Source organism: Saccharothrix ecbatanensis, assembly GCF_014205015.1.
Classification (GTDB): Bacteria; Actinomycetota; Actinomycetes; order Mycobacteriales; family Pseudonocardiaceae; genus Actinosynnema; species Actinosynnema ecbatanense.
Genome location: NZ_JACHMO010000001.1, coordinates 2,371,203 through 2,397,050, shown reverse-complemented (window position 1 = coordinate 2,397,050; position 25,848 = coordinate 2,371,203). Strand labels below are relative to the sequence as shown.

At 70.6% G+C, this 25,848-nt stretch carries 24 protein-coding genes and 2 tRNA genes; 16 read left to right on the top strand and 10 right to left on the bottom strand.

The features are described 5' to 3' along the window. Positions 1-50 precede the first annotated feature (50 nt). Positions 51-953 (bottom strand): NmrA family NAD(P)-binding protein, encoded by a 903-nt coding sequence (locus tag F4560_RS10260; protein ID WP_184918975.1) that lies wholly within the window; start codon positions 951-953, stop codon positions 51-53. A 121-nt stretch (positions 954-1,074) separates the two neighbouring features. Here F4560_RS10260 and F4560_RS10255 point away from each other — a divergent pair, with 121 nt between their 5' ends. From F4560_RS10255 to F4560_RS10230, 6 genes are all read left to right on the top strand, one after another. Continuing rightward, positions 1,075-1,668: a TetR/AcrR family transcriptional regulator gene (locus F4560_RS10255; RefSeq protein ID WP_246478283.1), complete on the top strand. Its 594-nt coding sequence runs from the start codon at positions 1,075-1,077 to the stop codon at positions 1,666-1,668. Between the two features lie 123 nt (positions 1,669-1,791). Next, a complete protein-coding gene (locus F4560_RS10250; protein ID WP_184918971.1) occupies positions 1,792-3,054 on the top strand; it encodes an MFS transporter in 1,263 nt (420 codons plus the stop codon). Between the two features lie 5 nt (positions 3,055-3,059). After that, positions 3,060-4,460 (top strand): pyridoxal phosphate-dependent decarboxylase family protein, encoded by a 1,401-nt coding sequence (locus F4560_RS10245; RefSeq protein WP_184929026.1) that lies wholly within the window; start codon positions 3,060-3,062, stop codon positions 4,458-4,460. Between the two features lie 37 nt (positions 4,461-4,497). Continuing rightward, entirely contained in the window at positions 4,498-5,292 is a 795-nt protein-coding gene (locus F4560_RS10240; protein ID WP_184918969.1) for an SDR family NAD(P)-dependent oxidoreductase, read from the top strand. 136 nt (positions 5,293-5,428) lie between these two features. Next, positions 5,429-6,319, top strand: a complete 891-nt coding sequence (locus F4560_RS10235) for a phosphotransferase family protein (RefSeq protein WP_312869015.1) — start codon at positions 5,429-5,431, stop codon at positions 6,317-6,319. 296 nt (positions 6,320-6,615) lie between these two features. Then, a complete protein-coding gene (locus tag F4560_RS10230; RefSeq protein ID WP_184918968.1) occupies positions 6,616-7,494 on the top strand; it encodes a bile acid:sodium symporter family protein in 879 nt (292 codons plus the stop codon). Positions 7,495-7,573: 79 nt separating this feature from the next. Here F4560_RS10230 and F4560_RS10225 read toward each other — a convergent pair whose 3' ends face one another. The 3 genes from F4560_RS10225 to F4560_RS10215 form a co-directional block, all read right to left on the bottom strand. Next, positions 7,574-7,831: a hypothetical protein gene (locus F4560_RS10225; protein ID WP_184918966.1), complete on the bottom strand. Its 258-nt coding sequence runs from the start codon at positions 7,829-7,831 to the stop codon at positions 7,574-7,576. Positions 7,832-7,908: 77 nt separating this feature from the next. Then, complete coding sequence (locus tag F4560_RS10220) at positions 7,909-10,176, bottom strand: catalase (RefSeq protein ID WP_184918964.1); 2,268 nt, start codon at positions 10,174-10,176, stop codon at positions 7,909-7,911. Positions 10,177-10,270: 94 nt separating this feature from the next. Then, on the bottom strand, positions 10,271-10,663 hold the full coding sequence (locus F4560_RS10215) for a GNAT family N-acetyltransferase (protein ID WP_184918962.1): 393 nt from the start codon (positions 10,661-10,663) through the stop codon (positions 10,271-10,273). A 77-nt stretch (positions 10,664-10,740) separates the two neighbouring features. On the opposite strand from F4560_RS10215, the gene F4560_RS10210 reads away from it, so the two are divergent. Beyond that, the gene (locus F4560_RS10210; RefSeq protein ID WP_184918960.1) at positions 10,741-11,532 is read left to right on the top strand and encodes an ATP-grasp domain-containing protein; all 792 of its coding nucleotides are present in this window, start codon (positions 10,741-10,743) and stop codon (positions 11,530-11,532) included. Between the two features lie 60 nt (positions 11,533-11,592). Beyond that, positions 11,593-12,300, top strand: a complete 708-nt coding sequence (locus tag F4560_RS10205; protein ID WP_184918959.1) for a hypothetical protein — start codon at positions 11,593-11,595, stop codon at positions 12,298-12,300. Positions 12,301-13,339: 1,039 nt separating this feature from the next. Here F4560_RS10205 and F4560_RS10200 read toward each other — a convergent pair. The 4 genes from F4560_RS10200 to F4560_RS10185 form a co-directional block, all read right to left on the bottom strand. Next, the gene (locus tag F4560_RS10200; protein ID WP_184918957.1) at positions 13,340-13,765 is read right to left on the bottom strand and encodes an STAS domain-containing protein; all 426 of its coding nucleotides are present in this window, start codon (positions 13,763-13,765) and stop codon (positions 13,340-13,342) included. Positions 13,766-13,882: 117 nt separating this feature from the next. Then, positions 13,883-14,389, bottom strand: a complete 507-nt coding sequence (locus tag F4560_RS10195) for an SRPBCC family protein (RefSeq protein ID WP_184918955.1) — start codon at positions 14,387-14,389, stop codon at positions 13,883-13,885. Beyond that, positions 14,386-14,805, bottom strand: a complete 420-nt coding sequence (locus F4560_RS10190) for a metalloregulator ArsR/SmtB family transcription factor (protein WP_184918953.1) — start codon at positions 14,803-14,805, stop codon at positions 14,386-14,388. Before F4560_RS10190 ends, F4560_RS10195 begins: the two co-directional genes overlap by 4 nt. 22 nt (positions 14,806-14,827) lie before the next feature. Beyond that, on the bottom strand, positions 14,828-16,000 hold the full coding sequence (locus tag F4560_RS10185) for a M20 family metallopeptidase (protein ID WP_184918951.1): 1,173 nt from the start codon (positions 15,998-16,000) through the stop codon (positions 14,828-14,830). A gap of 63 nt (positions 16,001-16,063) precedes the next feature. Here F4560_RS10185 and F4560_RS10180 point away from each other — a divergent pair, with 63 nt between their 5' ends. The 3 genes from F4560_RS10180 (at position 16,064) to F4560_RS10170 (ending at position 17,798) form a co-directional block, all read left to right on the top strand. After that, complete coding sequence (locus F4560_RS10180) at positions 16,064-16,405, top strand: hypothetical protein (RefSeq protein WP_184918949.1); 342 nt, start codon at positions 16,064-16,066, stop codon at positions 16,403-16,405. Beyond that, positions 16,402-16,638 carry a DUF6343 family protein gene (locus tag F4560_RS10175; RefSeq protein WP_184918947.1) on the top strand — a complete coding sequence of 79 codons (237 nt, stop codon included), beginning with the start codon at positions 16,402-16,404 and terminating at the stop codon, positions 16,636-16,638. Before F4560_RS10180 ends, F4560_RS10175 begins: the two co-directional genes overlap by 4 nt. Before the next feature lie 161 nt (positions 16,639-16,799). Next, positions 16,800-17,798: a hypothetical protein gene (locus tag F4560_RS10170; RefSeq protein WP_184918945.1), complete on the top strand. Its 999-nt coding sequence runs from the start codon at positions 16,800-16,802 to the stop codon at positions 17,796-17,798. Between the two features lie 24 nt (positions 17,799-17,822). Here F4560_RS10170 and F4560_RS10165 read toward each other — a convergent pair whose 3' ends face one another. Continuing rightward, a complete protein-coding gene (locus F4560_RS10165; RefSeq protein WP_184918943.1) occupies positions 17,823-21,098 on the bottom strand; it encodes a hypothetical protein in 3,276 nt (1,091 codons plus the stop codon). Positions 21,099-21,427: 329 nt separating this feature from the next. Between F4560_RS10165 and F4560_RS10160 the strand changes: the two genes are divergently transcribed. From F4560_RS10160 to F4560_RS10140, 5 genes are all read left to right on the top strand, one after another. Beyond that, positions 21,428-21,501: transfer RNA gene (locus F4560_RS10160), tRNA-Arg, on the top strand. Positions 21,502-21,594: 93 nt separating this feature from the next. Further along, a tRNA-Cys gene (locus F4560_RS10155) sits at positions 21,595-21,668 on the top strand. A gap of 233 nt (positions 21,669-21,901) precedes the next feature. Then, a complete protein-coding gene (locus tag F4560_RS10150) occupies positions 21,902-22,933 on the top strand; it encodes a pectate lyase family protein (protein ID WP_184918941.1) in 1,032 nt (343 codons plus the stop codon). Between the two features lie 96 nt (positions 22,934-23,029). Continuing rightward, the gene (locus F4560_RS10145; RefSeq protein WP_184918938.1) at positions 23,030-24,028 is read left to right on the top strand and encodes a pectate lyase family protein; all 999 of its coding nucleotides are present in this window, start codon (positions 23,030-23,032) and stop codon (positions 24,026-24,028) included. Between the two features lie 24 nt (positions 24,029-24,052). Then, on the top strand, positions 24,053-25,108 hold the full coding sequence (locus tag F4560_RS10140) for a pectate lyase family protein (protein WP_184918936.1): 1,056 nt from the start codon (positions 24,053-24,055) through the stop codon (positions 25,106-25,108). A 70-nt stretch (positions 25,109-25,178) separates the two neighbouring features. On the opposite strand, the gene F4560_RS10135 is transcribed toward F4560_RS10140, so the two are convergent. Further along, positions 25,179-25,790: a lytic polysaccharide monooxygenase auxiliary activity family 9 protein gene (locus F4560_RS10135; protein WP_184929025.1), complete on the bottom strand. Its 612-nt coding sequence runs from the start codon at positions 25,788-25,790 to the stop codon at positions 25,179-25,181. Positions 25,791-25,848: the final 58 nt, after the last annotated feature.

Below are 25,848 nucleotides of genomic sequence, written 5' to 3'. Positions count from 1 at the left end.
TCCTTGGCCGCTGGGGCGTCGAGCACCCCTTCGACGCCCCAGCGGTCCGTTCATGCTGTGAAGTGCTCGCGGTGACGGTCGAGGAACGTGCGCAGCGACGTGGCCGGCCTCTTCGTGATCCGCTCGACCGTGTCGAACGTGGCCGCCGCCTCCGGCAGTGATCCGTCCCTGATCCGTTCGAAGACGTTGCGCACGCAGTCCATGTAGACCGGGTCCGCGCCCGCCGCCGTCACCGCCGCCAGGAACTCCCCCGGTTCCCTCGCCGCGTGCCGCCATGTCCGCCCGGTCAGCTCCGTGAGGATGGCCGCGACACCTTTGATGGTGGCGACCTCGGTGCCGAGACCGTAGCTCCGGCCGTCGTGCTCTTCCGGTGATCGCAGGATGGTCGCCGCGACCGCCGCGATGTCGTCCGCGTCCACCCAGCTTGTCGGTGCGTCGCCGATGTAGTGGGTCAGCACGGCCGACTCCGGGTCGCTCATCACCGGCATCAGCAGGTTCTGCATGAACGCGGTCGGGTGGAGATTGGTGTGCCCGAGCCCGGATCGCGCCAGGTGAGCCTCAACCAGCTGGTGCCAGCCGTAGTGGACGACCGTGGTGTCCGGTTCGGCGTGGACCCCGAGGTGGACAAGGTGGTCGACGCCCGCGAGCCGGGCGGCGTCGATCGCGGCCTTGGCCTGGCTGAGCATCCGCACGTCGTAGCCGGAGGCGAGGAACACCCGCCGCACGTCCCGCAGTGCCGCGACGATCGGGGCCAGCCCGTGCCGCTCGGCGGAGTCCAGGTCGACGTGGCGTGTCTCGATGCCGCGTTCCGTGAAGGCCGCGGCGGCCTCGGGGCGGCGGACTGCGGCGATCAGTGTCACTTCGCCTTCACGGTGGGCGTCGACCAGTTGGTCGACTAAGGCGCCGCCGGTCCTGCCTGTTGCGCCGAGCACGAGCACGCTGGGTGCCGACATTCGTCCGTTCCTTCCCGTTATGGACCGATCAGTCCCGGACCGATCGGTCCGCCGATCTTGCTTTACGTTGAAGAGCCACGTCAAGGGAACGGACCGATTGGTCCGCTAAGCTGCTCACGTGATGGCGCGTCAGCGGGAACCGGGCACTCGGGACCGCATCTTGGACACGGCGGCCCGGCTCTTCACCGAGCACGGGGTGCGTGCGGTGGGGATGCAGCGGATCGTCGACGAGTGCGGCTGCGGGAAGAACCTGCTGTACCGGGAGTTCCCCGGCAAGGACGCCTTGGTCGTCGCCCACCTCGCAAGGATTCGTTCGCTCTGGATGGACCAGGTCGAACAGGCGACCGCGCCGCTCGTCGATGACCCGGCGGCGCAGTTGGTGGCGATCACGCGGTTGGCCGCGGGCCAGGTCGGCGAGGTCGACTACCGGGGTTGCGCGTTCCGCAACTGCTTCACCGAGTTCCCGGACCACGAGGTGGGCCGGTTCGCCGCCGACCACTTGGCGGACGTGCGGGCGCACATCGGTGAGCTGACCCGGCAGACCGGCCTCCCGAACCCCGAACTGCTGGCTGAGCGGATCTGGCTCGTCATCGAAGGCATGTACGCGACGGCAGCGCATCCGGGTGGAGAGCGGGCGGGCGAGGTAGGTGTCGCACTGGTCGCCGAACTGACCGGCACCACCCCAACCACCAACCGCTCACAGCACCCGGCCTAAACGCCCCAGCCCCGCGTGGCCGGCACCATCCCTCGCGGCGTACAGCGCCGCGCACTGCCCGCCGCCCGATGCCCGAAGTGGCCCTCGCGCAGGTAGTGGGTGGAATGCGAAACTTCTCCGCCTATGCGGCAGATTGCGGGCGGGGTTCGGGGTGGGTATGCGGCGGGGTCCTTTGTCACCGGCGCGTTCGCCACGGTGCCCGGCCTGCTCCTGCTGCCCTACCTGACCGACAGCCTGGCCGTGCCCGCCGCCCTCGCCGGACTGCTGGTCCTCGCCCCGAAGGCATGGGACGTCCTGTTCAACCCGGTCGCCGGTCGGATCAGCGACCGGGCCGGTGTCCGGCGACCGTTCCTCCTGCACGGCGGGCTCGCCACCTCGGTCCTGTTCGCCCTGCTCTTCGCCGGGCCGTTCACCGGAACCGGCGCGGCGGCGTACGTGGCGTTGGTGTTCCTCGCTTGCGCGACCGCCTACGCGTTCTTCCAAGTGCCGTACGTGGCGATGGCCGCCGAGATCACCGAGGACTACGACGAGCGCACCCGGCTGATGGCGTGGCGGATGGCGTTCCTGGCGTTGGCCATCCTGATCAGCGGCGCGGGTGCGCCGGCGGTGCGGGATCTCGTCGGGTATCCGGGGATGGGCGTGGCGGTCGCGGCGCTGATGGTCGTCGGCACGCTGGCAACGTTCGTGGGCACGCGCCGGGTCCCGGCCTCACGTCGGGTGGCGTCGGCGGCCGGTGTCGGCGAGCTGTTGGCGGTGGTTCGCGAGTCGCGGGCGTTCCGGCTGCTGCTGACCGTGTTCGTGGCGCAAGCCGTGGGCCTTGGCACGATGTTGGCGGGCGTCGACTACTTCGCCCGACTGGTATTGGGCGAGCAAGGCTTGCAGACCGTGCTGTTCGTCGGGTTCGTCGGCCCCGCGCTGCTGGTCATGCCGCTGTGGCAACGGGTCGGCCGCCGATACGGCAAACGGGTCGGGTTGGTGGCCGCTTCGGCGCTCTTCGCGGTCGCGGTGGCCGGGTTGACCGCGTCACGGGTGCTGCCGGTGACGGCGGTGCTGGCGCTGATGGCGGTGATCGGCGTGGGTTACGCGGGCATGCAGGTGTTCCCGCTGGCCATGCTGCCGGACGTGATCACCGCCGAGGAACAGCGTTCCGGTGCGACACGGGCGGGTTTGTTCTCCGGCGTGTGGACGGCCGGCGAGACGTTGGGCCTGGCACTCGGTCCGGGCGTGTACGGGCTGGTCCTGGCGTTGGGCGGGTACACCGCGAGCACCGACGGCTCGGCCGTGCAGTCCTCCGGCGCGGTGACGGCCGCGCTGCTCGGTTTCACCGTCATCCCGGCCGTGCTGGCGTTGGCGGCCCTTCCCCTGCTGCGTGAGGAGACCCGGTGACCGACGTGTCCGCCGATGGCGTTCTGGCCGAGCTGCGTGCTTTGCGGGCCGGCGACCTGCCCACGCACGGCGGTCGGACGTTGGCCTACGTGTACGACAGCGCGCTGCCGGGGTTGGACGAGCTGGCCGCGTCCGCGCACGCGTTGGCCGCATCGGTGAACGGCCTGGACCCGACCGCGTTCCCGAGCCTGCTGCGGCTGGAGAACGACGTGGTGCGCACGGCCGCGCGGTTGTTGGGCGGCGATGACCGGACGGTCGGCACGGTCACGTCCGGCGGCACCGAGTCGTGCCTGCTCGCGGTCGTCGCTGCACGGGATGCGCGGCCGGACGTCGAGCGGCCTTCGATGGTGTTGCCGGAGACGGCGCACGCGGCGTTCCACAAGGCTGGGCACTACTTCGGGGTGCGGGTGGTGGCGGTGCCGGTGGATCCGGTGACGTTCCAGGCGGACGCGGCGGCGATGGCGGCGGCGATCGACTCGTCCACGGTGTTGGTGGTGGCGAGCGCGCCGTCGTACGCGCACGGGGTGGTCGATCCGATCGCGGACATCGCTGCTGCTGCGGCGGCACACGGCGTGCGCTTCCACGTGGACGCGTGCATCGGCGGATGGGTCCTGCCGCACGGGCCCGACGTGCCGCCGTTCGACTTCTCGGTGCCGGGCGTCACCAGCATCTCGGTGGACCTGCACAAGTACGCGTACTGCCCCAAGGGAACGTCCGTGCTGCTGCATGCGTCGGCCGACCTGCGCCGGTCCCAGTACTTCGCGTCGGCCGCCTGGCCCGGCTACACGATGTTGAACTCGACGACCCAGTCCACTCGATCAGGTGGGCCGTTGGCGGCGGCGTGGGCGGTGCTGCGGCACATCGGTGACGACGGGTACCGATCGTTGGCGTTGCGGGCGTTGGAAAGCACGCGGGTGTTGCGCGAGGGCATCGCGGAGATCGACGGGTTGCGGGTGTTGGGCGCGCCCTCGTCGACGTTGCTGGCGGTCGCGGCGTCACGGGACGACTTCGACGTGTTCACCGTGGCCGACGAGATGAAGGCGCGGAACTGGTACGTGCAGCCGCAGTTCGCCTACCGCTCCTCCCCCGCGAACCTGCACCTGACCGTGACGGCGGCGAACCACGGGCAGGAGTCGGAGTTGCTGGCCGACCTGCGGGCGTCGGTGAAGGCGGCGGTGGAGGCCGGACCGGTCGCGGTGGCGCCTGAGGTCCTGGAGTTCATCGGCGGGTTGGAGCCGGACTCGCTCACGCCGGAGGAGTTCGGCGGGTTGCTCGCGGCAGCGGGCATGACCGGGGACACCGGCCTGCCCGAACGGATGGCGACGGTGAACACGCTGCTCGCCGCGGCACGTCCGGCGTTGCGGGAACGGCTGTTGGTGGAGTTCCTGGGGGCGCTGTACTCGTGACCGGCGGGGTCGGGCCGGCTGCGCGATCATCGTCGGCATGCACCTGGATCTGAGCGGGAAGACGGCGCTGGTCACCGGATCTACGCAGGGCATCGGCGAGGCGATCGCGGCGGCGTTGGCGCGGGCCGGGGCTCGGACGGCGGTGAACGGGCGCAAGGCCGAGGCGGTGGACGCGGCGGTGGCGCGGCTGCGGGAGGACGTGCCGGGGGCGAACCTGGTCGGCGTGCCGGCGGACGTGTCCACGGAGGCCGGGGCGGCGGCGTTGGCGGCCGAGCTGCCCGAGGTGGACGTGCTGGTGAACAACGTCGGCATCTTCGGCGCGAAGCCGGCGTTGGAGATCAGCGACGACGAGTGGCGGCGGTACTTCGAGGTGAACGTGCTGGCGGCCGTCCGGCTGACCCGCACGTACCTGCCGGGGATGCGGGAGCGCGGGTGGGGGCGGGTGCAGTACATCGCCAGCGACTCGGCCGTGGCGATCCCGGCGGAGATGATCCACTACGGGGTGTCGAAGACGGCGCTGCTGGGTGTGTCGCGGGGGTTCGCCAAGGAGGCGGCGGGCAGCGGGGTGACGGTGAACTGCGTGATCGCCGGGCCGACGCACACCGGCGGGGTCGAGGACTTCGTCTACCAGCTGGTGGACCGATCGCTGCCGTGGGACGAGGCGCAGCGCGAGTTCATGCGCCTGCACCGGCCGCAGTCCCTGCTGGGGCGGCTGATCGAGCCGGAGGAGATCGGCAACCTGGTGGTGTACCTGGCGTCACCGCAGGCGTCGGCGACGACCGGGGCGGCGGTGCGCGTGGACGGCGGCTACGTCGACTCGATCCTGCCCTGAACCGGGCGGCGTGCCCGTGCGCGATCATGGCGGACATGCCATCGGACGAGAGCGGACCCGGTCCTGCCGTGCGGAAGCACCTCGGGCTCGAAGACCTGCGCGGTGTCACACGGGCCGTGTTCGGAACCCGGACCTGGTGTCGGTCGAGCGGCTGCGGGGTGGCACGAAGAAGGGTGTCTACCGGCTCGGATTGGCCGACGGCACCAGCGGGATCGCCTACGTGTGGCACCCCGACGAGGACTTCTGGCCGGACGCGCCGGTGGATCCGGACAGCCCGTTCCAGCACACCACCGGGTTGGAACTGTTCCGACAGGCGCACGACCGGCTGTCGGCCGTAGGCGTCCGGGCGCCCCGGGTGCTGCTGCGCGAGGCCGGTGGGCCGCTGGGTGACGTGGCGGTGGTCGAGGACGTTCGCGGCGGCACGTTGGAGGAGTTGACGGCCCGTGATCCGCAGCGGGCCGAAGGCGTGCTGGCCAAGCTCGGGACCGCCGTGCGGGACATGCACGCCCACACCGCCGACCCGAAGCCGCACGAACCCCTCGAAAAGCTCGAACGCCTCGAAGACGTCGTGCTGCGCCAAGCACTCACCAACCTCACCGCGTCCGCCGACCGGGTCGACCGGCTCGACGCCGTGCGGGATCGGCTGGCGGACCGGCTGCGGACGAGACATGCCGACGTCGCGCCGCGATCCCGATTCGGTCTGGTCCACGGCGAGCTAGGCCCCGACCACGTCCTCGTCGACGCCGAACGCGACGAGCCGGTGTTGATCGACATCGAGGGCGCGGTGTTCTTCGACGTCGAGTGGGAGCACGCCTTCCTGGAGCTGAGGTTCGGTCCCCACTACCGCCACTTCGCGAACCCGGACCTCGACCCCGCCCGGCTGCGCCTGTACCGGCTGGCCACCTACCTGTCGTTGGTGGCGGGACCGCTCAGGCTGCTGGACGGCGACTTCCCCCACCGGGCCGGGATGCTGGACATCGTGGAGCAGAACGTCGGCCGCACGCTGGCGCAACTGGGAAGTCGGTAGCGCACGCGGGCGCGATGCGCCGCCGAGGCACCGCGCCCACGCGTTGTTAACGCTAACAGCCAACCCTCCCACCGCGCGAGTCCTACGTTCAGAACCCGCGAGTCCTACGTTCAGAACAACCGTGTCCTACGTTCAGGACCCCCGAATTCAACGCTCACGACACGGTCGGCGTGCTCGCACGCCTTGATCACCGAATGCCATCGAACCGGTGTCGGGCCTCCCCATTCCGTCCCGTTCTGGGGGAAGATGCGGCTCCTCCCGATGCCGGGCTCGACGCAGAAACGCAGGTGGTCGCCGTGGACTCCGCACTGACGAGCGTCGGACTTCCGATCGCGCTGGCCGTGGTCATGTTCGGGCTCGGGCTGTCGTTGACGGTCGCCGACTTCGCCCGGATCGCACGGGAGCCGCGAGCGGTGGCGGTCGCGTTGGCGACGCAGCTCATCCTGCTGCCGGTGGTGTGCTTCGGGCTGGTCGTGGTGCTCGGGCTGAACCCGGTGCTGGCGGTCGGCATGATGCTGCTGGCCGCGTCGCCCGGCGGGACCACGGCGAACCTGTTCAGCCACCTGTTCCGCGGTGACGTCGCGCTGAACATCACGCTGACCGCGGTGAACTCGGTGCTCGCCGTGGCGACCCTGCCGCTGGTGGTCAACTTCGCGCTGGACTACTTCGAGCCGTCGGCCGAGGGCGCGGTGGGGTTGGAGTTCGGCAAGGTCGCGCAGGTGTTCGCGATCGTGCTGGTGCCGGTGGTGCTGGGCATGCTGGTGCGCCGCTGGTCGGCCGCGTTCGCGGACCGGGCGGACAAGCCGGTGCGGATCTTCTCGGCGGTGGTGCTGGTGGCCGTCATCGCGGGCACGATCGTCGCCGAACGGGAGAACATCGGCGGCTACCTGGCCGACATCGGGCTGGTGACGGTGCTGTTCTGCGCGTGCAGCCTGACCGCCGGCTACCTGATCCCCCGGCTGGCGAAGGTCGGCAAGCGGCAGGCGATCGCGTCGGCGTTCGAGGTGGGCATCCACAACAGCACGTTGGCGATCACGGTCGCGGTGACCGTGCTCGGCAGCGAGCAACTCGCCGTGCCGGCCGCCGTGTACGGGGTGGTGATGTTCCCGCTCGCCGCGGTGGCCGGGTACCTGCTGACCCGGGTGAAGTCGGAGCGGGACGCCGTGGCGGGCTGATCCGCTGGATCCGCTTGATTCGCTGCCGGATGGAAACCGGGTGGCTTCGGCCTGTGCGAGGCCCGCTGACGTACACGGGTCAAACGGCGCAGACCTGGCACCGGTGCGGTCCGACGGGTCTGCCCCGGCCGCCCCACCCGGCGGCGGTGGCGGCCTGCCACAGGCCCGCCCACTCGGGGCTCGGCTCCGGGTAGGTGCGACCGCAGTGGTCGCAGATCAGCACGAGGGTCGAGGCGTCGCGGTCACCGGGAATGGCGGTCACTATCGGCTTTCTCGGCAGAGGGCTCGGGACGGTGGCGCCGGCCGCGTCCCCGTCGGCCGGCGCCTTGTCGTTCACCCGCTGCATTCTGGCCGGTCCCCCGACCTCGGCGATCCGTTTCGACCGATGATCACCTTACGATCACCTTGCGATCGTCAGACGACGGTGGCGGGAAACCTGTCCCACACGCGGTGCGTCCCGAGCAGCTCCTGGACCTGCTGGAACACGCCGGCCGGGGAGTCGCCGACGACGATGCCGAGGTCGTCCGGCGCGACCCGCGCCTCCAGCAGCGCGGTCGGGCCGTCGCCCCACGCGCCGATCGCCTTGGCGTGCCGGTAGCACTCCTCGATCATCAGCACCACGCGCGGGTCGACGGCGGTTTGGGCGGCGGCCTTGTCGTCACGGCTCGGCAGCGCGTCCGGGGCGGGCGGTGGCGCGGCGGCCAGGAGCAGGGCGTCGAACTCGACCGAGCGGGCGGTGAGGAACGTCCGCTGCGCTTCCAGCCCGTCCTCCAAATGCCCGCCGCGTGCGGCGATGACCAACGGCGTGAGGCCGGCGGCGTTGATCGCCTGACGCAGTTCGTGCAGGCCGTCGAGGCTCGCCTGGTTCTCCGCGTCGACCACGATGCCGACGATCCGGCCCGCGGTCGGCCACACCTGCCCGATCTGCGACAACGCCGGGCTCGGCGTCACCTCGCCGACCGGTTTCGTCGCTTCCGGCGCGGGCAGGCCGAGACCGTCGGCCACTTGCGCGCACAGTTCGGCGTCGACGTTCGCCAGGATCCGCAGCGCGCGTTCCCGGATCGACTGTTCGTAGCACTTGCCCAGCTCGAACGTGAACGCCCGCACCACGTGCTCGCGCTCCACCGGGCTCAGGCTGCGGTAGAACAGGCGCGGCTGGGTGAAGTGGTCGGCGAACGACGCGGGCGCCTCCCGCTGCTTGACGGACTGGGCCACCGGTTGGGCGACTTCCACGTACGCGCCGACGTCCGCGCCCGCCATGAACGGGCAGCCGCCGTCCAGCGTGTTCGGCTTGTACGGCGCCACACCGCTCTGCACGGCGTGCTGGTGGAACCCGTCGCGCAGCATGTCGTTGACCGGCGCGTGCGGCCGGTTGATCGGGATCTGCGCGAAGTTCGGTCCACCCAACCGGGTGATCTGGGTGTCGAGGTAGGAGAACAGTCGGGCGTGCAGCAGCGGGTCGTCGGTGACGTCGATGCCCGGCGGCAGGTGCCCGACGTGGAACGCGACCTGCTCGGTCTCGGCGAAGAAGTTCGTGGGGTTGCGGTTGAGCGTGAGCATGCCGATCGGCTGCACCGGAGCCAGTTCCTCGGGCACGATCTTGGTCGGGTCGAGCAGGTCGATGCCCTCGAACGTCTGCTCCGGCGTGTCCGGGAAGACCTGGATGCCCAGCTCCCACTGGGGGAACGCGCCGGATTCGATGGCGTCGGCGAGGTCGCGGCGGTGGAAGTCCGGGTCGATGCCGTTGATGAGCTGCGCCTCCTCCCACGTTAGGGAGTGCACGCCCAGCTTCGGCTTCCAGTGGAACTTGGCCAGCGTGGTGGCGCCCTTGGCGTCGACCAGGCGGAACGTGTGGACGCCGAAGCCCTCCATCATCCGGTAGGAGCGCGGGATGCCCCGGTCGGACAGGTGCCAGAACAGGTGGTGGGTGGCCTCGGTGTGCAGGGACACGAAGTCCCAGAACGTGTCGTGCGCGCTCTGTGCCTGCGGGATCTCGCGGTCGGGGTGCGGTTTGACGGCGTGGATGATGTCGGGGAACTTGATGCCGTCCTGGATGAAGAACACCGGGATGTTGTTGCCCACCAGGTCGAACGTGCCCTCGGCGGTGTAGAACTTCGTGGCGAAACCGCGAGTGTCACGCACCGTGTCCGCCGAGCCGCGCGAGCCCACGACCGTGGAGAACCGGGTGAACACCGGGGTGGTCACGCCCTCGGCCAGGAAACCGGCCTTGCAGACCTGGGCGGCGGTGCCGTAGCCGACGAAGACGCCGTGTGCCGCCGCGCCCCTGGCGTGGACAACCCGTTCGGGGATGCGTTCGTGGTCGAAGTGGGTGATCTTCTCGCGCAGGTGGTGGTCTTGGAGCAGCGTCGGGCCGCGTTCACCGGCTTTGAGGGAGTGGTCGGTGTCGTACAGGCGTGCGCCTTGGGCGGTGGTGAGGTATTCGGCCTGCTGGCCACGGGTGTCCGCGGCGGCCCCGGTCTCCGCGCCGGTGGCGGTCCGCGTCGAGGGGGACGCTTGGTCGGGTTTGCGGGGTAGCGGGCCTTGTGGCCGGTTCGGCGGGTCCACGGGTGGCGATACGCCGGCGGGTTTGCCCGGGGCAGGCGGTGTGACCAGGTCGGCGACCTTCTCGACCGCCTTCTCCAGGGCTTCTTTCACGACCTTGGCGGGCTTGATCGGATCCACGTGCTCCTCCTTGTCGGCAGTCCTCCGCCGACTACCCGTGTCCGGCCGACCTACACGCGGTGACGCCCGCAAGGGGTTCCTCACACGCTGGTTCTCACAACGCGATGAGGCCCGCGTTGGTGGGCTGGAAGCCACAGCTGTCGAAGTAGAACGGCTTGAGGTGGTCGTCGAAGTCGACGTGCAGCCACTCGCACCCGGCGGCCCGCGCGCCGTCCACCGCCGTGGCGACGAGTCGTCGTCCGACGCCCTGCCGTTGTGCCGTTCCGGTGACAAGGGTGTCGAGGATGAACGCGTGGATCGCGCCGTCCCAGGCCACGTTGACGAATCCCAGCAGCTCGTCGTCGCGGCGTGCGGTGACCCAGCCCAGGCTGTGCCGGGTGACCCGGCCCCACCAGTCGTCGTCCAACGGCGGGTGATCGAAGCCTTCCGCATGCAGTGCGTTGAGCTCGCCGTTCTCGAACGTGCCCCGCCACTCGTAGTCGATCACCCGCAGTAGCCTACGGAGGCGTGCCGGCGGACTATTCGCTCGACGGACGGCTCCTTCGTCCGCACGATGTCCGGACCATGACCGGCTCCCTGCTCGTCCCGCCCGCTGCGCTGCCCACGATCGGTCCGCTTGCCCGCGCGGCGGTGGATCGGGGCATGGCCGTGGTCTCCGCTGTGGTTCCGGCAGTGGCCTCCGCGGTGCGGGTGCACTACTACGGCGGACCCCTGTTCGCCGACCGTCTCGTCGCCGACCTCCGCCCTGACCTCCGCCCTGACCTCTGCCTGCTCGAACCGGCCGACGACTGGCTTCCGGGGCTACCGCTGTCTCTCGTCGGCCGCCGGATCCACGCGACCACGCTCGGCGAAGCCCGTTCTCGGCCCGATCGGGTGTTCGTGAAACCGCCCAGCAGCAAGAGCTTCACTGCCCGCGTCTACGAGCACGGCGGTGAACTGCCGGCCGACCTGCCTGCCGACACGGCCGTGCTGGTGGCCGATGTGGTCGAGTTCGCTGCGGAGTTCCGCCTGTTCCTGCTCGACGGCGAGGTGCGCACGGGCTCGCGATACGCGACGTGGGGGCGCCTCGACCCGGCGCCGCTGGCCGACTGCCCCGACGCGGCCCGTGTATGCGCGTTCGCGGCGAACCTTCCCGGCCTGCCCTCCGCGGTCGTGGTGGACGTCGGTCTCACCGGCCCGCCGAACGACCCTCGCGCCACGCTCGCGGTGGTGGAGGCGAACATGGCGTGGTTCAGTCAGGTCTACATGTCGGATCCGGCACGGGCGCTCGACGTGGTGCTGCGCGCGGCCGGGCCGATGGTCGACGTGCCGCTTGGCGACCGCCCGTTCCTCCGGCGGCATAGGACCCTGGTCTGATCCTCCACTTCGGACCGTAGGCCGATCCGAAACCACCCCCCGCCCGCCAAAGTCATCCCCATGACAACCCACCACACCTTCCCCGGCCGCTGGCTCACCGCGACCGCGATGGTCTTCGGCCCGGTGCTCCTGCTGGTCGCGGTCCTGCTGCGGTGGCCGTTCCACTACTTCTTCCCTGACCAGCTGGCTGCCGTCGCCACCCACCCGGCCCTGATGACCGCCGCGCACACCGCGTTCATCGCCGGGACCGTGCTGCTGGCCCCGGCCGTAGTCGCGCTGACGCACCAAATCGGGAGAACCCGGCCCCTCCTGGCGGCATGGGGTGGCTGCCTAGTACTCGTAGGCCTCTTGGAACGCACGTTCCACGCCGGAATCGACCAGGCCGCACACGGTCTGGTGGAGCACCACGGCGCTCAGGCCGCCACCGATCTCGTTGGCACGTCGTACCAGAACGTGCACCTGTTCAGCTTCCTGTCGTTCACCATCCTGTTCGGCTGGCTGGTTCTGGCGTTCGCCGCCTACCGCAGCGGCGTCCTAGGCCCAGCCCGCGCACTCGCTTTGGCCGCGATGTGCTTGCTGCCGCTAGGCGTGTTGAAGGGCACGGAGGTCACATCGGTGATCGCCGTCGTCGGCCTATGCGTGGCGCTCGTGCCAGGCGGGCTACGACTGGCCTCGAACGGCCCAAAGCCAAGCCGCCGGTCAGTCCTGACCACCCTCGCCACCACCACCGCGCTGGGCGCGCTGGCCTACGCCAGCACACTCGGCTAGCGCCAGCCCACTCGGTTAGCGCCCACTCAACCCCCTGCCAGACCCGCCGACCGCCCAACCCTCCATGCCACACCCGACTCGCCCACCGCGGACCCCTACCCCTCCGCGACCACACCGGGCTCACCCACCGCCAACCCTCCGCGACCACACCGAGCTCGGCCGCCGCCAACCTCCGGGCCCCACCCAGCTCGCCCACCGCTCAACGCTCCGCAACCACGCCGAGTTAGCCGCCTTCCGTACCGCTCGACTACCACGCCGGGTTAACGCGCCGCCCAACGCTCCGCAAGCACGCCCGGTTAACACGCTCGATTACCACCACGCTGGGTGAGCGCCCGGCCAACCGCACGACGACCAATCGGCCGGTGCGCCGGGAAACCACCCACAGCCAGCACGCCGGGCGGACCGCTGAGTCACGACACTGCGGCAGCGCCCGGCCGGTGCAGTTGGCTAGCAGGACGTGGGTGCGCTGGGTTGGCGCGGCGGCTATCCCGTTTCGGCATGGCGATAGCTTCGCCGCAGGGCTGGCCCACCCGCTACCACTACGGGTCAGCACACTCGGCTGGCGCGACACATCAACCCGCTCAGCTCGCGTGCCCGGCAGCTCGCTGGGTTGGCCGCACGGTCGGTTGCGGCAGCGCGCCCCGCTGGTGCACCCGGCTAGCTCGGTTCGGCGTACTTGGTTGGCGCGGCGTCCATCCCGCTCGACGGGCGGGCTAGGTCCGCCCGCAAGGCGGACCCACCCGCCGCCACTCCGGTTCAACTCGGCTGGCGCGACACGTCAGCCCGCTCAGTTCACGCGCCCGGCAGCCCGCTGGGTTGGGCTCACCGTCACCCGGTTGCGGCAGCGCCACCGGCCGGTGCACGTGACAAAGCACGACGGGTCACCATGCGGGCCTCGGCCCGCACGGCGACGCGCTGGGGTTGGCACGCTCGGCCGGTGTACTGCACTGCACCGTTCGGCCAACCCACGCGGCCAACCCACGCAGCTGGCCCACGCGGCTGGCCCACGCGGCTGGCCCACGCGGCCGACCGACTCGGGTCAGCGGGCGCCGCTGGCGTGCGTCACGTCGGGCACGGTGAGTTTGCGGACGCCGTTGGGGGTTCGCACGACCAGTGCTTCCGCCAGCGTTCGGCACGGCCTCAGCTCGTGGTCGAGGCCGCTGATCTCGAACGGCCGGAGCACGTGACGGTGGCAGGCGACGACGCGCAGCATCACACCCGCCGCCTGCGCCGCCAAGTGACCGCGGTGCAGTTCGTTCAGGCCTGCGGCGGCGAAGAACTCGACTTCGGTCAAGTCCACCACGACCGGGGCGGGCGGGGTGGCCAGCGCCAGGCCGACCGCGATCTCGCGTTTCAGCTCGCGGACGGTCAACGCGTCCACCTCGCCGGCCACCCGTACGACGACGGCGTAGCCGTGCACCTGCCGTTCCACCCGGAACGGGTGGTCGAATCGCTCTGCTCTCACGGCCCGCAGCCTCCTCGGGGGTCGAAGAAGGCAGTGGCTGCTGGCTCAACCCGCTGCGCCTCGAACGGTACCCCCGATCCGGGAACTCCGCAGTTCACAGCCGTGCAGCCGCCACGCTCATAAGTCGACGGCCGTGGTCAGGGACTCGAAGTGGGCCTTCTGCGACGGGTAGTAGTCGTCGAAGGACGGCAGGGGTTTACCGGCTCGGGACGCGAGCAGCATGTCGAGGTAGTACTCCCAGCCGGGACCGACCTCGCCGAGGCCCTCCTCGGTGTCCAGGTGGTGCACCAGTCGCAGCTCGGTGACTCCGTCCACTTCGGACAGCACCAGCTCCATCCGCCACGAGCCGGCCTCGTCGGCCATGGACAGCGACAGCCGCTGAGGCGGGTCGCACGCCTCGATGCGAACGTCGACCCACGGCTCCTGCTCCTCGAACACCATCTGCACCTTGACCGTGCTACCCGGCCGCCCTTCGCCCTCCCAGGGCCCGAACCACCGGGCGGTGCGCTCCGGCTCGGTCAGGCTCGCCCACACATCGTCGGCGAGCGCGCGGAACGTCCTGGTGAGCACCAGGTCGCTGCCGGTGTCGGTGCGGAACAGCCGGCCGGTGGGGATGGGGGTCATGCCGTGTTCTCCTCGGATTCGTCATATTCGTCATATTCGTCAGGTTTGTCAGATTCGTCAGGTTTGTCGGGGCGGCGTTCCCGCCGGGCGCGGTAGACCTCGGTTTCGAGGGCGTCGAGGTGGTGCTCCCAGCCCGAAGGCCGGTCCGCGGGACGGCCCGAGCGCTCGAACAAGGCGAGCCACTGCGCCAACGGCGTCAGGCGGGAGGCGTCGAGCACGTAGAACCGCTGCCGGCCCACCGTCTCGTCGCGCACCAACCCGCTCTCCCGCAGCACCCGCAGGTGTCTGCTCACCGCGGGCCGACTGATCGCGAACCGCTCGGCGATGTTCCCGGCCGACAGCCGCGCTTCGTCACGCAGCATCTCCAGGATCTCCCGCCGCACCGGGTCGGCGATCGCTGCCGCCACCTCGTCCACACCAGGAAGCGTAACCACTGCGTTACGGGTTTGCAATGCCTTCAGGTTCGACGCCCTCGGCTTCTGCAATGCCGTCGGGTTCAGCAACGCGCTTGGCGATGCCCTCACGTTCGGCGATCCCCTCCAAGAACGCGGTCAGCGCGCGCCGGTACGGCTCGACCGTGGTCAGGTCGGCGTACTCGTCCGCCCCGTGCTGCCCGTCCCCGCCGACGCCGAAGATCACCGCGTCCATCCCCCGCTGGAAGAAGAACCGGGAGTCGGCCGCCCCGTGCTTGCGCAGCAGCTCCCCCGAATACCCCTGGGCACGGGCGGCGCGCTGCAAAGCGAGCACGTCGACGCCAGCCGGATCAGCCCGGTGCGGTGGTTCGGCGTGGTCGACCGCCGCCGTGACACCGGGCGGGCACAGGGCGGTGAGGTGGGCGGCGATCTCGTCGCACGTTCGGCCGGCGAAGTCGCTGTCCTGCGGCGGGAACCTGATGTCCAGCCACGCGGTCCCGTCCGCGGGCACCTGGTTGAGCGCCTGGTTCCCGGACGAGACGCGGGCGACGTTGACCGTGGTCCGCCACGCCTCCGCCGTCGCCACCGGGTACGCGGTGAGCACGCCGTCCACCGCCCGCATCAGCTTGAGCAACGCGTTGTCCCCCAGCCACGGGTACGCGCCGTGCGCGGCACGTCCGACCGCGTGCAGCCGTGCGGTGATCAGGCCCTTGGACTCGTTCACGACCCGCAGCGCGCTGTGCTCCCCGATCACCACGAACGACCCGGTCACGCCCTGCTCCAACTGGTGCAGGGTGCCGTGACGCCCGCCGACCTCCTCGTCGGTGACGAGCTGGAGCCCGATCGGGTAAGGCAGCCGGGCTGCCATATCGCGGAACACCGAGGCCAGCACCAGCGCGGACAGCTTCATGTCCTGCGTGCCGCGGCCGATCAGGCGGTCGCCGTCACGACGCGGCAGGAACTGGTCGTCCGCGCCGGGCACGACGTCCAGGTGCGCGTTGAAGATCACCCGGAAGTGCGGCCGACGCCCGCCCGCGTAGACGAGCGCGCTCGGCTTCCCGCCCGCCTCGAACCGTTCCACGGTGAAGCCCGGTCCGACGACGTCGAGCACGAAGTCCAACGCCCGGCGCAGCTCGTCGGGCCGGTCGGCGGTCGAGCGGATACCGAGCAACCGCTCGGCCAGGGGCACCAGGTCCATCCCGCCATCGTGCCCGGCCTGTCCCGCACGTGTGGCCGGGCGGGAACGGGATACCCCGTGCCCATGGACGTGGAGCCGAAACGCCTGTCGGATGAGGACCTGCGCCGGTTCGTCCTGGACCGGCTCACCGAAGACGAGGAACGGCTGGAACAGGACCACTCGCCGCTCCTGGACGAGGCCGAACTCCGGGGACGGCTGAGGATCCTGCGGTCCGACGACGGCCGGGAGTTGCTGCTCGTGCCCGGCTCGGCGCACGCGCAGGACGAGCGCGTGGCCGTGCCGTTCGAGGAGAAGGCGCGGTGGCTGCGCGGCGAGATCGAGCGGACCGAAGACCGGTCGGTGCTGGAGATGGTCGCCGCCGCCTACGACACGCACCACGGCTGGCAGGAGGAGTGGCGGACGTGACCCCGCCCCGCCAACCGGACGACGACCTGCCACCACCCGCACCGCCGCGCAGCGCGTTGACCCTGCGGTTGTGGCTGGCCGGGTTCGGCGTCGTCTTCAACGGCGTGGCGGCGTGGCTGTGCGTTCGGGCGGGTCTGACGTGGCTCGCGGTGCTGCTCGCGGTGATCGTGGTCGTGCTGATCGTCGACTTCGGCTGGGTGGTGCACCGCAAGCGCCGCGGCGACCCCGGCTGACGCGGCGATCCCGGTTGACGCTGCGATCCCGGTTGACGCCTGCCTGAACTCGCCGCACCCCGCGATCATGCGCTGACCAGCCGTTTCGGATTTCGCCCGGCCCTCGGCGAACGGTAGCGTCTCGCGCGTCGCACCTGGCTGCCATCGTGGGGGATTCCGGAATGTCGTCGAGAACAATGCTGCCCGTCGTCGCGCTGTGCGGCGTCGTGCTGCTGGGCGGTTGTGCCGGGCAGTTGACGCCGACCGCCGGGTCGTCCACGTCGCAGTCCACGTCCGCCACCACGATCTCGGCGGACCCGGTGGCGCTCGGCGACTTCGCCGCCATCCCCCGCACCAACATCCTCCTGCGTGTGCCGGACGGCATGACGGTCGACGAGAGGCTGTCCGGCTTGGGCGAGCCGGGAACCCGGAACTCGATCGTGGTGACGACCATGCCCGTGAACGACCAGACGCCGCAGGAGGTGATGAACGAGATGGCCACCGGCTTCACCGGGGCCAAGGCCGCCAAGCAGGGGCTGGAGATGGGCGAGGTGCGGCGGCTGACGATCGCCGGCCGCCCGGCCATCGTGGCGTCCGGCGTCCAGCGCCAGTCCGGCCAGACCTACGCCAAGGCGATCGCCGTGCTGGCCGCGGACGACACCGTCGTGTTGATCAGCGGCACCGCGGAGGAGGACGGGTCGCTCACCGCGGACGACCTGCTGGCGGTGCTGACCAGCGCACGGTGGAGCGCGGAGACGGCCGCGGGCGATCTCGGCTTCGACCTCGCCCCGGCCGCCGGGTACGAACGCAAGGACGCCGTGGGCGGGGCGGTCCTGTTCACCCTCGGCGGCGAGTCCGGCGCGGACGCGCCCAAGTTGCTCGCCGCGCCGTCCCTGGGACAGGCCCTGGTCGCCGAGGGCGAGCGCCGTTCGTTCGCCGTCACGCGGTTCAAGGGTCTGCCGGCCAAGCCGTCCGCGGATTCGACCGCCGAGGTGGAGATCGCCGGCCTGCCCGGCTTCGAGCTGACCGGCGCCGGCAGCCGCGGTGGCGAGACCGTGTACGCCGCCATCGTGTTCACCGACGACGGCTACATCGTCATCGCCGGCGACTTCGACCCCGCCACCCACCCGGATCAGCTGCCGGCGTTCCGGGAGATGGCGCGCTCGCTGGTGGTGTCCTGACGCGGCACGGAGGCGTAGCCGTGTTCACTCCTGACTGGTGAACACGGCGGACGCGGCCTCGCGCACGTCCGGGTCGTCGTGCCGACGAAGGCCGCGCAGCAGTTCACGCCACCCCTCGGGCCACCCGGCGTCACGACCGGCCGGGATCGCGATCCCCAGTGCCAGCGCCGCCGCACCCGAGCCGGCCAGCGCGTTCGCCACGTCGAGCAGCCGTGCCGGGGACGACCGCCGCATGACGTCCGGAAGCACGGCCGTCAGCTCGCCCGCGGCCTGCCGCGCCAGCGTCGGCCGCACCGCCAGGCGGGCCACCTCGCGCAACCCGTCGAGGTCCGCGCCTTCCTCCTCCCACGCGACGGCGACCACCGCGAGGTTCACCGCCCACGACCCGTATCCGGCCGCGGCGAGGCTCGGGATCAGCGTCCGTGCCGCCGCACGCGAGTGCTCCGAGTTCCGCGTGCCCGACAACTCCCCGACGAGCGCGGCGATCCGTTGCCGCGCGGGCAGATCCCGATCCTCGACCGCGTCGAACTCACCGTCCGCGGCGAGCAGCGCGGTGACCACGGCACGCAGCGGCGTCACGTCGGCCGTCGTGGCGGACAGCCGCACCAACGCCGACAGCGCATAGCGCCACGTGGCCGTGTCGGCGAGATCGGTCACGCGGTCGACCAGCGGCTCCGCGCCACTGTCCGACCAGCGGATCCACGACGGCGACGCGGCCAGGCCCAGCCTTGCCGTGTCCGGGTCGGCCGAGCCCGCGATCGCCCCCACCAGCTCCGCGTACCGGGCCCGGTGCCGGCGCGCCACCACGTCCGGGCCCAGGTCGAGCACCGCACCCGCCACCGCGTGCTCGTCCGCGACGGCACGGCCCAGCAGGTCCCACGCGGCCTCGTCGTCCAGGAACCAGCGGGTCGCGGACACCAGCGCGCGCCGCACGTCCCGGTGGCCGTTCTCCCACGCCCCCGTCAACGCCACGACCGCGCCCGGCGTGCGGTGCTTCGCGATGAGCCGCACGGCCTCCTTGCGCGCGGTCACCTTCTGCCCTTCCAGCACGGGCGCGAGCAGCGCGCCGAGCCGTTCGGGCATGGTGAACCGGGCGCACCGGCCCAACGCGTACACGGCGACCCGCGCACGGTCGGTCCCGACGTGGGCGAGCAGGTCCGGCAGCACGTCGCCGGGTTCGTCGGTCCACGCCAACGCGGCCAGCGCCGCCTCCGCCACGATCGTCTCGCGGTCGGCGACGAACCCGCGCACCAGGTTCACCGAGCCCGGCACCCGTCCCAACGAACTGACGGCGGCCCTGCGTTCGAACGCGCTGGCACGGGGAGACGTGGCGACGTCCGTCAGCTCGGCGGCGAACGCGGTGACCTGACGCGGCAGCCACCGGTCGAAGCAGCCCTCGAACGGCGGCACGTACCGCACACCGCGCTTGAGGAACCGGCCGTGCGGCGACCGGCCGATCACCCGGTCCAGCAAATCCGTGCGCCGCAACGCGATCGCCTGCCGCACCGGGTGCAACGTGATGGTGGACGGGTCGTCGGCGAACACGCGCTCCACCCGTTCGTCCCGCTGTGCCGACGGCGCCAGCCACAGCTCCACCGCGCGCCGCACGACACCGTCGTCCTTGGCCGACCGCGCCTCGTCCAGCAGCTCCTGCAACGGACCCATGTCCCACGCGCGTCGGCGGAGACCGGCGGCCACGGCCAGCAGCACCTCGAACCGGCCGAGCCGGGCGTCGGCCGTGATCCGCGGTCGCAGCGCCTCGAAAACCTGGTGCTCGGCGCCGCGTGGCAGCCGGTCCAACCCGTTCAGGCTGATCCACGGCGCGTTCCGGCTCATGTGCGCCAACCCGGTCAGCCCGGCCTCGACCAGCTGAGGACGGAGGGACATCGCGCCCTCGCGGATCACCGTGTCGGCCAGCGCGCGCACGGCCTGCTGGGTCTGCCACGAGCAGTCGCGGGCCTCGGTCGCGTCGACCATCAACTTGACCAGCGCGTCGGCCTCGTCCGGGCGGAACAGCCACCCCGGGATCGCGGCGAGCGCGGCGATCGCGACGGACCGGACCGGGTCCTGCTCGTTGGCGAGCCTGGTCAGGCCCGTGATCACACCGCCGACGACCTCCGGGTCTCGGGTGGCGGCGGCAGCGGCCAGGTACAGCGGGTACGCCTCGGCGCGTTCGTCGGCGGTCGCACGGCGGGTCGCGGCGAGCAGGGTGTCACGGGCGTCCGCCCACGCCAGCCGGGCGGTGACGGCCAGTCGGCGGGCCGGGTCGTCCGCGACCTGGCGCAGGGCCAGCAGCCGGCGGGCGACGGCGGGCCGTGCGGCGGACGGCAGTTCGTCCACGGCGTCGAGCGGCGCGTCCGGGCGGTCGTCGAGCGCGCCGGTGAACACCGCCGCCCGCCGTGACGGCGCGATCGCGTGCAGGAACCGGGCCAGGCGAGACCCGTCGAGCAAACGGGCGACGGCGATCAGCTCGTCGTCACCGATCACGGCGAGCGCCCGCCACAGGGACTGACGTTGGGGCAGGTGCCCGGTGCGGCGCGGGTCGACCAGCATCCGCGCGACCCGCTCGGGCGCGTGCCGGGCCAAACCGCCGATGACCCGGTCGATCTGCCACGGCAGCGGCGCGTGCGGCAGGAGGCGTTCGAGCAGGTCCAGCACCCGGTCCGGCTCGGCGACCGCGGCACCGGCCGCGGCGTCGCCGAAGCGCCGCCACACGTCCGGCCACCACACCGGCGTGACGGCGGACAGCTCGGCGGTCACGAAGTCCAGCAGGACCGTCGGGTGGCTGCGACCCAACGCGCCCCAGTTGGCGATCGCGTGCTCCAGGTCCGGCAGCGCCTCGATCACCACCGCCGATGAGCACACCGGCAGCAGACCGGCGGCCTCATGATCACCGAACGTCTCGCGCACCACCGGCAACAGTCGCTCCGCCAACGCCCCGCGACCATGACGGCGAATGGCGCTGTAGAAGGTCTGGCGCAGCGCGGTCGGCAGGTGCGGCAGCCGGGCGAGGAACACTTCGGCGGGCAGGTCCAATCGGATCGCCGCGCCGATCGCCTGGCGGACCACGGAGGTCTGCCCGGCGGACAGGCACTGCTCTACGTACGCGCCATCGCGCGCCACGTAGGCAAGGTGCAACGCCACGCGCCGTTCGAACTCGCCTCGACCGTCAAGGTCGCACAGCAGGGCGTCCAGCTCCCCGGTGGCGGCCAGCTCGCGCGCCGTGCGGGCGAGGAGGCGCTGACGCGCGCCGTACGGGAGTCGGTCGATGGCCTTCAGCAGGCGTCGTGCGGTGGTCACCCCGGGATTCTGTCCAACCCGCGGGACAGCCGCCACCGGATTCGAAAAGATGTCCTAAATGGTTTGACCGCGGTGCGGGCCGGTGTGCATCATGGAAACACACAACGAGCCCGGGAGGGGACATGACGAACACTCGTCGACGCTGTCCGGGCAGTCCGGGCTCCCCGCCGTGACCTGTTGAAAGGTCCGGTCAAGGGAGCCGCCCGTCGGGGAAACCGACCAGGGCGGCTTTCTCTTTTCGCGCACCCCGAAAAGCGATTCGAATACTGCGGCCGCCGATTCTCGGACGTCCATTATCGGCAGCCCTCAAGAATTGTCCGCACGACCATGCCCTCATAGCTCAGCAGGACAGAGCGCGCCGCTACGAACGGCGAGGTCCCAGGTTCGACTCCTGGTGGGGGCGCCGCTGGAACCCGCGCCACCGCGACTCACCGGGAACGACCCGGAGGGCGGCGGTCGGTGGTTCCAGACCAGCAACGCCCCGGAGGGGGCGCCCGACCCACGTCACGACGGTCGTGAGGCGGCCTGCAAAGCCGTCGATTCCGGGTTCGACTCCCGGGTGGGTCTCCACACCGTCGAGAATGCCGTCCGGCGAATTCCAGGCCACCCGGAATGGGTGTTCAACCGGCCTTCCCCGACACATATGTGAACCTCTCCGTCGAATAGTCCGGCCACATATGTGAACATCGGACCCAGCCTGCCATCGGCCGTTGACACGCCCGAAACTTGCGCTACGGTGCGAAAGGGAAGGCGCTTTCCCGATAAAACCCTGCACTCACCCTCATACGGGAGAGGAAATTCCCATGCGCACACTTGTCGGGAACACGCGCGCCCTGCCGAAGGTCGTCACCGCCGCCGTCATGCTCGCCACGACCCTGGTCGTCCTCCCCGGCGCCACGCCGGCGCTGGCCGCGACCACAGCGGACGGGTTCGCCTCGGTCACCGCACTCGGTCAACAAGGCACCACCGGCGGCGCGGGCGGCGCGGTCGTCACCGCCACTAACACCGCCCAGTTCCTGGACTACATCGCCCGCCCGGAACCGCTGGTCGTGCAGGTCAAGGGCACGATCACGCTGCCGACCGGCACCACCGACGGCATGCACAAGGTCGCGTCGGACAAGACCATCATCGGCCTCGGCGCCGACGCCCGACTCGTCGGCGGCGGCCTCACCATCGGCCAGCCGGCGGACGACCGCGTCACCACTCCCCCGGCGAACGCCGTGCACAACATCATCATCCGGAACCTCGCGCTGACCGGCGCCACCGACGACCTGATCAACGTGCAGATGTTCAGCCACCACATCTGGATCGACCACAACGACTTCTCCAACGGCGACGACGGCGCGGTCGACATCAAAAGGGGCAGCGATTTCGTCACCGTCTCGTGGAACAGGTTCCACGACCACGACAAGACGCTGCTCCTCGGCCACGACGACGACAACGGCGCGCAGGACATCGGCCGGTTGCGCGTGACCTACCACCACAACTACTTCGACGGCTCCGACCAGCGCAACCCGCGGGTCCGGTTCGGCGAGTCGGTGCACGTCTACAACAACTACTACCGCGACAACAGCTACGGCGTGGCCTCGGCGATGAACGCGGGCGTGGTGCTGGAGGGCAACTACTTCTTCAGCGTGAACAACCCCGGCCGCGTCGACTTCAGCGGCGACCTCGGCCGGATGGTCTCCCGCGACAACATCCTCGTGGAGTGCAACCACCAGGTCGAAGTGCGCGGATCCGTGGTCGAGCCCCGCACGTACTACGCGTACTCCCTCAACCGGGCCGCCGAGGTCCCCACGATCGTGCCCGCCGGTGCGGGCACCGGCCGCATCTGACCTGCCGCATCTGACCTGCCGCACCTGACCTGCCGCACCTGCCCTGCCGCACCTGCCCTGCGCATCTGACCGGTCGCATCCAGAGGAGAAACCACGATGAACGACATCAGCAGGCTCAGCCGGCGCGGCCTCCTCGCGGGCGCCGCCGCCACCGCGCTCACCGCCGTGACCGCACGTGCTGCCCACTCAAGCCCGGCCCGGACCAACCCCGTGTGGGCCGAGCCGTTCCAGACCGCCGACGGGTTCGCCGGCACGAACACCCTCGGCCAGAACGGCACCACCGGTGGTGTGGGCGGCCCGGTGGTCACCGTGCGGGACACCGAGACCTTCCTGGACTACTGCGACCGCAACGAGCCCTACGTCATCCAGGTCGACGGGATCATGACGTTCAGCAGCAAACAGGGCCTGCGCTCGAACAAGACCGTCATCGGCCTGCCCGGCGCCGAGATCCGCGGCGGCGGCCTCGACATGTACCGCAGGCAGAACGTCATCATCCGCAACCTCAAGTTCAGCGGCGCGGACGACGACGCCATCAGCGTCCAGCAGTCCTCGCACCACATCTGGATCGACCACTGCGACTTCAGCGGCGGCCAGGACGGGCTGATCGACATCGTCCGGGGCGCGGACTTCATCACCGTCTCCTGGAACCACTTCCACGACCACAGCAAGACCGCGCTGCTCGGCCACTCCGACTCCAACGCGAGCCAGGACGCCGGCAAGCTGCGCGTCACGTTCCACCACAACTACTTCAACGGCACCGCCCAACGACACCCGCGGGTCCGGTTCGGCGAGCCGATCCACGTCTACAACAACTACTTCCGCGACAACGCGCTGTACGGCGTCGCGTCCACGATGAACGCCGGCGTCCTGGTCGAGGCGAACTACTTCGAGAACGTCCCGCACCCGATCTACTCCGGCTACGACGCGAGCGGACCGGGCCGGGTGGTGCAGCGCAACAACATCTACGTCAACTCGGGCGCCCCGGAGACCCTCGGGACCGTCGTCGAACCCCGCACGTACTACGCGTACACCCCGGACAACCCCTCGACCCTGCCGAGCACCGTCCCCGGCGGCGTCGGTGTCGGCCGGATCTGAGCCCGCACAGCCAGGAGAACACGCATGAGCCCCATCAACCGACGACGCCTGCTCACCGGCACGGCACTCGCCGTGGTCGCCGCCACCGCCCCGCGCGCCGCCTGGGCCGGACCGGCCGATCCCCAGAACAGTGGTGCGCAGAACAGTGGTGCGCAGGACAGTGGTGCGCAGGACATCGGCGCCCAGGACATCGTCATCCAGAACGTCGCCAACGGGTTCGCCGGGGTCAACGCCCTGGGCCAGAACGGCACCACCGGCGGCGCGGGCGGCCAGGCCGTCACCGTGACGACCGCCGCCGCCCTCGCCGACTACGTGGGCCGCAAGGAGCCGTACGTCATCACGGTGTCCGGCCGCATCCAACTCGGCGGCATGGTGACCGTGGTCGCGAACAAGACCATCATCGGCGTCGGCGCCACCGCCGAGATCACCGGCGGCGGCCTGCAACTCGGCTCCACCACCCGCCCCGGCAACAACGTGATCATCCGCAACCTGCGGTTCACCAACGCCTCGGACGACTCGATCAGCGTCACGAACTCCGCCCACCACGTGTGGATCGACCACTGCGATCTGTCCCGCGGCTACGACGGACTGCTCGACATCAAGCGCCAGTCCGACTACGTCACGGTGTCCTGGAACCACTTCCACGACCACAGCAAGACGGCCCTGATCGGCCATTCCGACACCTACACCCTGGACCGGGGCAAGCTGCGGGTCACCTACCACCACAACTTCTTCGACGGCACGGCCCAACGCCACCCGCGCATCCGGTTCGCCGAGCCGGTGCACATCTACAACAACTACTACGCCGGCACCTCGCTCTACGGCGTCGCGTCCACAATGGACGCCGGTGTCGTGGTCGAGGGCAACTACTTCGAGAACGTCGCGCACCCGATCCTGTCGGGTTACGACAAGAGCGGACCGGGCCGCGTGGTGGAGCGCAACAACATCTACGTCAACTCGGGCACGCCGGAGACCCTCGGGACCGTCGTCGAACCCCGCACCTACTACGCCTACACCCTCGACTCCCCGGCCAACGTGAAGGCGCTGGTCACGCAAGGCGCCGGCGTCGGCCGGATCTGACCGGGCCAACTCCGGGCACAGCGGAATCCCGGCCCCCGAGCATCCGGGAGCCGGGATCCGCACCGCCGATCTACTGGAAGACCACGTCGTTGCAGAAGTAGTACGACTGGTCCGAGTGACTGGCCTGCCAGATCACGTACACGATGTGGCGGCCGGTGCGGCTGCCCGCGTTCACCGCGACCTGGTACTGGCCCGCCGGCGCGTAACGGCCGGTGGACGCGACCAACTGGAGGTTGTTCCAGCCCAACGACTGCGTCGTCGAGTTGAAGCCCTGGTTCGTCACGTACACCCGTAGGTAGTCCGCGCCGTGCCGGGCTTGATCGGTGACGGTCAGGGTGAACTGCCGCGGCTTGGTCACGGCCTTCCACTGACCAGGGTTGTCCAGCGCCGCGTACCGCATGCCGCCGGTACGGCCACCGCTGCACAGCTGCCCGTTGGGGATCGCACCCTGGTGGTTGCCCGCCACACCTTCGCGGTAGAGGCCGTTCCAGTTCCACATCGCGTTGGTGTCAGCCTGCCAGGCCTGCCAGCACATCGGGTCCTGCTGGGCCATCGTCGGGTTCTGGAAATCACTGCCCCACCGCTGCCAGCAACCGTAGTTGCGCGACGGCGGATCGGTGGTCGACCCGTGCGCGTCGGCGACACCGGTCAGCACGCTCGCCATGAGCCCGGCGACGACCATGGCGGTCGCGAGGGCCTTGGCGAGCAGGCTCTTGTTCGCAGGGACGGATATCAGCGCC

Coding starts and splice junctions, on each gene's coding strand:
- F4560_RS10260 (WP_184918975.1), bottom strand. CDS start 953: ATGTCGGCACCCAGCGTGCTCGTGCTCGGCGCAACAGGCAGGACCGGC.
- F4560_RS10255 (WP_246478283.1), top strand. CDS start 1,075: ATGGCGCGTCAGCGGGAACCGGGCACTCGGGACCGCATCTTGGACACG.
- F4560_RS10250 (WP_184918971.1), top strand. CDS start 1,792: ATGCGGCAGATTGCGGGCGGGGTTCGGGGTGGGTATGCGGCGGGGTCC.
- F4560_RS10240 (WP_184918969.1), top strand. CDS start 4,498: ATGCACCTGGATCTGAGCGGGAAGACGGCGCTGGTCACCGGATCTACG.
- F4560_RS10210 (WP_184918960.1), top strand. CDS start 10,741: ATGACCGGCTCCCTGCTCGTCCCGCCCGCTGCGCTGCCCACGATCGGT.
- F4560_RS10205 (WP_184918959.1), top strand. CDS start 11,593: ATGACAACCCACCACACCTTCCCCGGCCGCTGGCTCACCGCGACCGCG.
- F4560_RS10195 (WP_184918955.1), bottom strand. CDS start 14,389: ATGACCCCCATCCCCACCGGCCGGCTGTTCCGCACCGACACCGGCAGC.
- F4560_RS10185 (WP_184918951.1), bottom strand. CDS start 16,000: ATGGACCTGGTGCCCCTGGCCGAGCGGTTGCTCGGTATCCGCTCGACC.
- F4560_RS10180 (WP_184918949.1), top strand. CDS start 16,064: ATGGACGTGGAGCCGAAACGCCTGTCGGATGAGGACCTGCGCCGGTTC.
- F4560_RS10170 (WP_184918945.1), top strand. CDS start 16,800: ATGTCGTCGAGAACAATGCTGCCCGTCGTCGCGCTGTGCGGCGTCGTG.
- F4560_RS10150 (WP_184918941.1), top strand. CDS start 21,902: ATGCGCACACTTGTCGGGAACACGCGCGCCCTGCCGAAGGTCGTCACC.
- F4560_RS10145 (WP_184918938.1), top strand. CDS start 23,030: ATGAACGACATCAGCAGGCTCAGCCGGCGCGGCCTCCTCGCGGGCGCC.
- F4560_RS10140 (WP_184918936.1), top strand. CDS start 24,053: ATGAGCCCCATCAACCGACGACGCCTGCTCACCGGCACGGCACTCGCC.
- F4560_RS10135 (WP_184929025.1), bottom strand. CDS start 25,790: ATGGTCGTCGCCGGGCTCATGGCGAGCGTGCTGACCGGTGTCGCCGAC.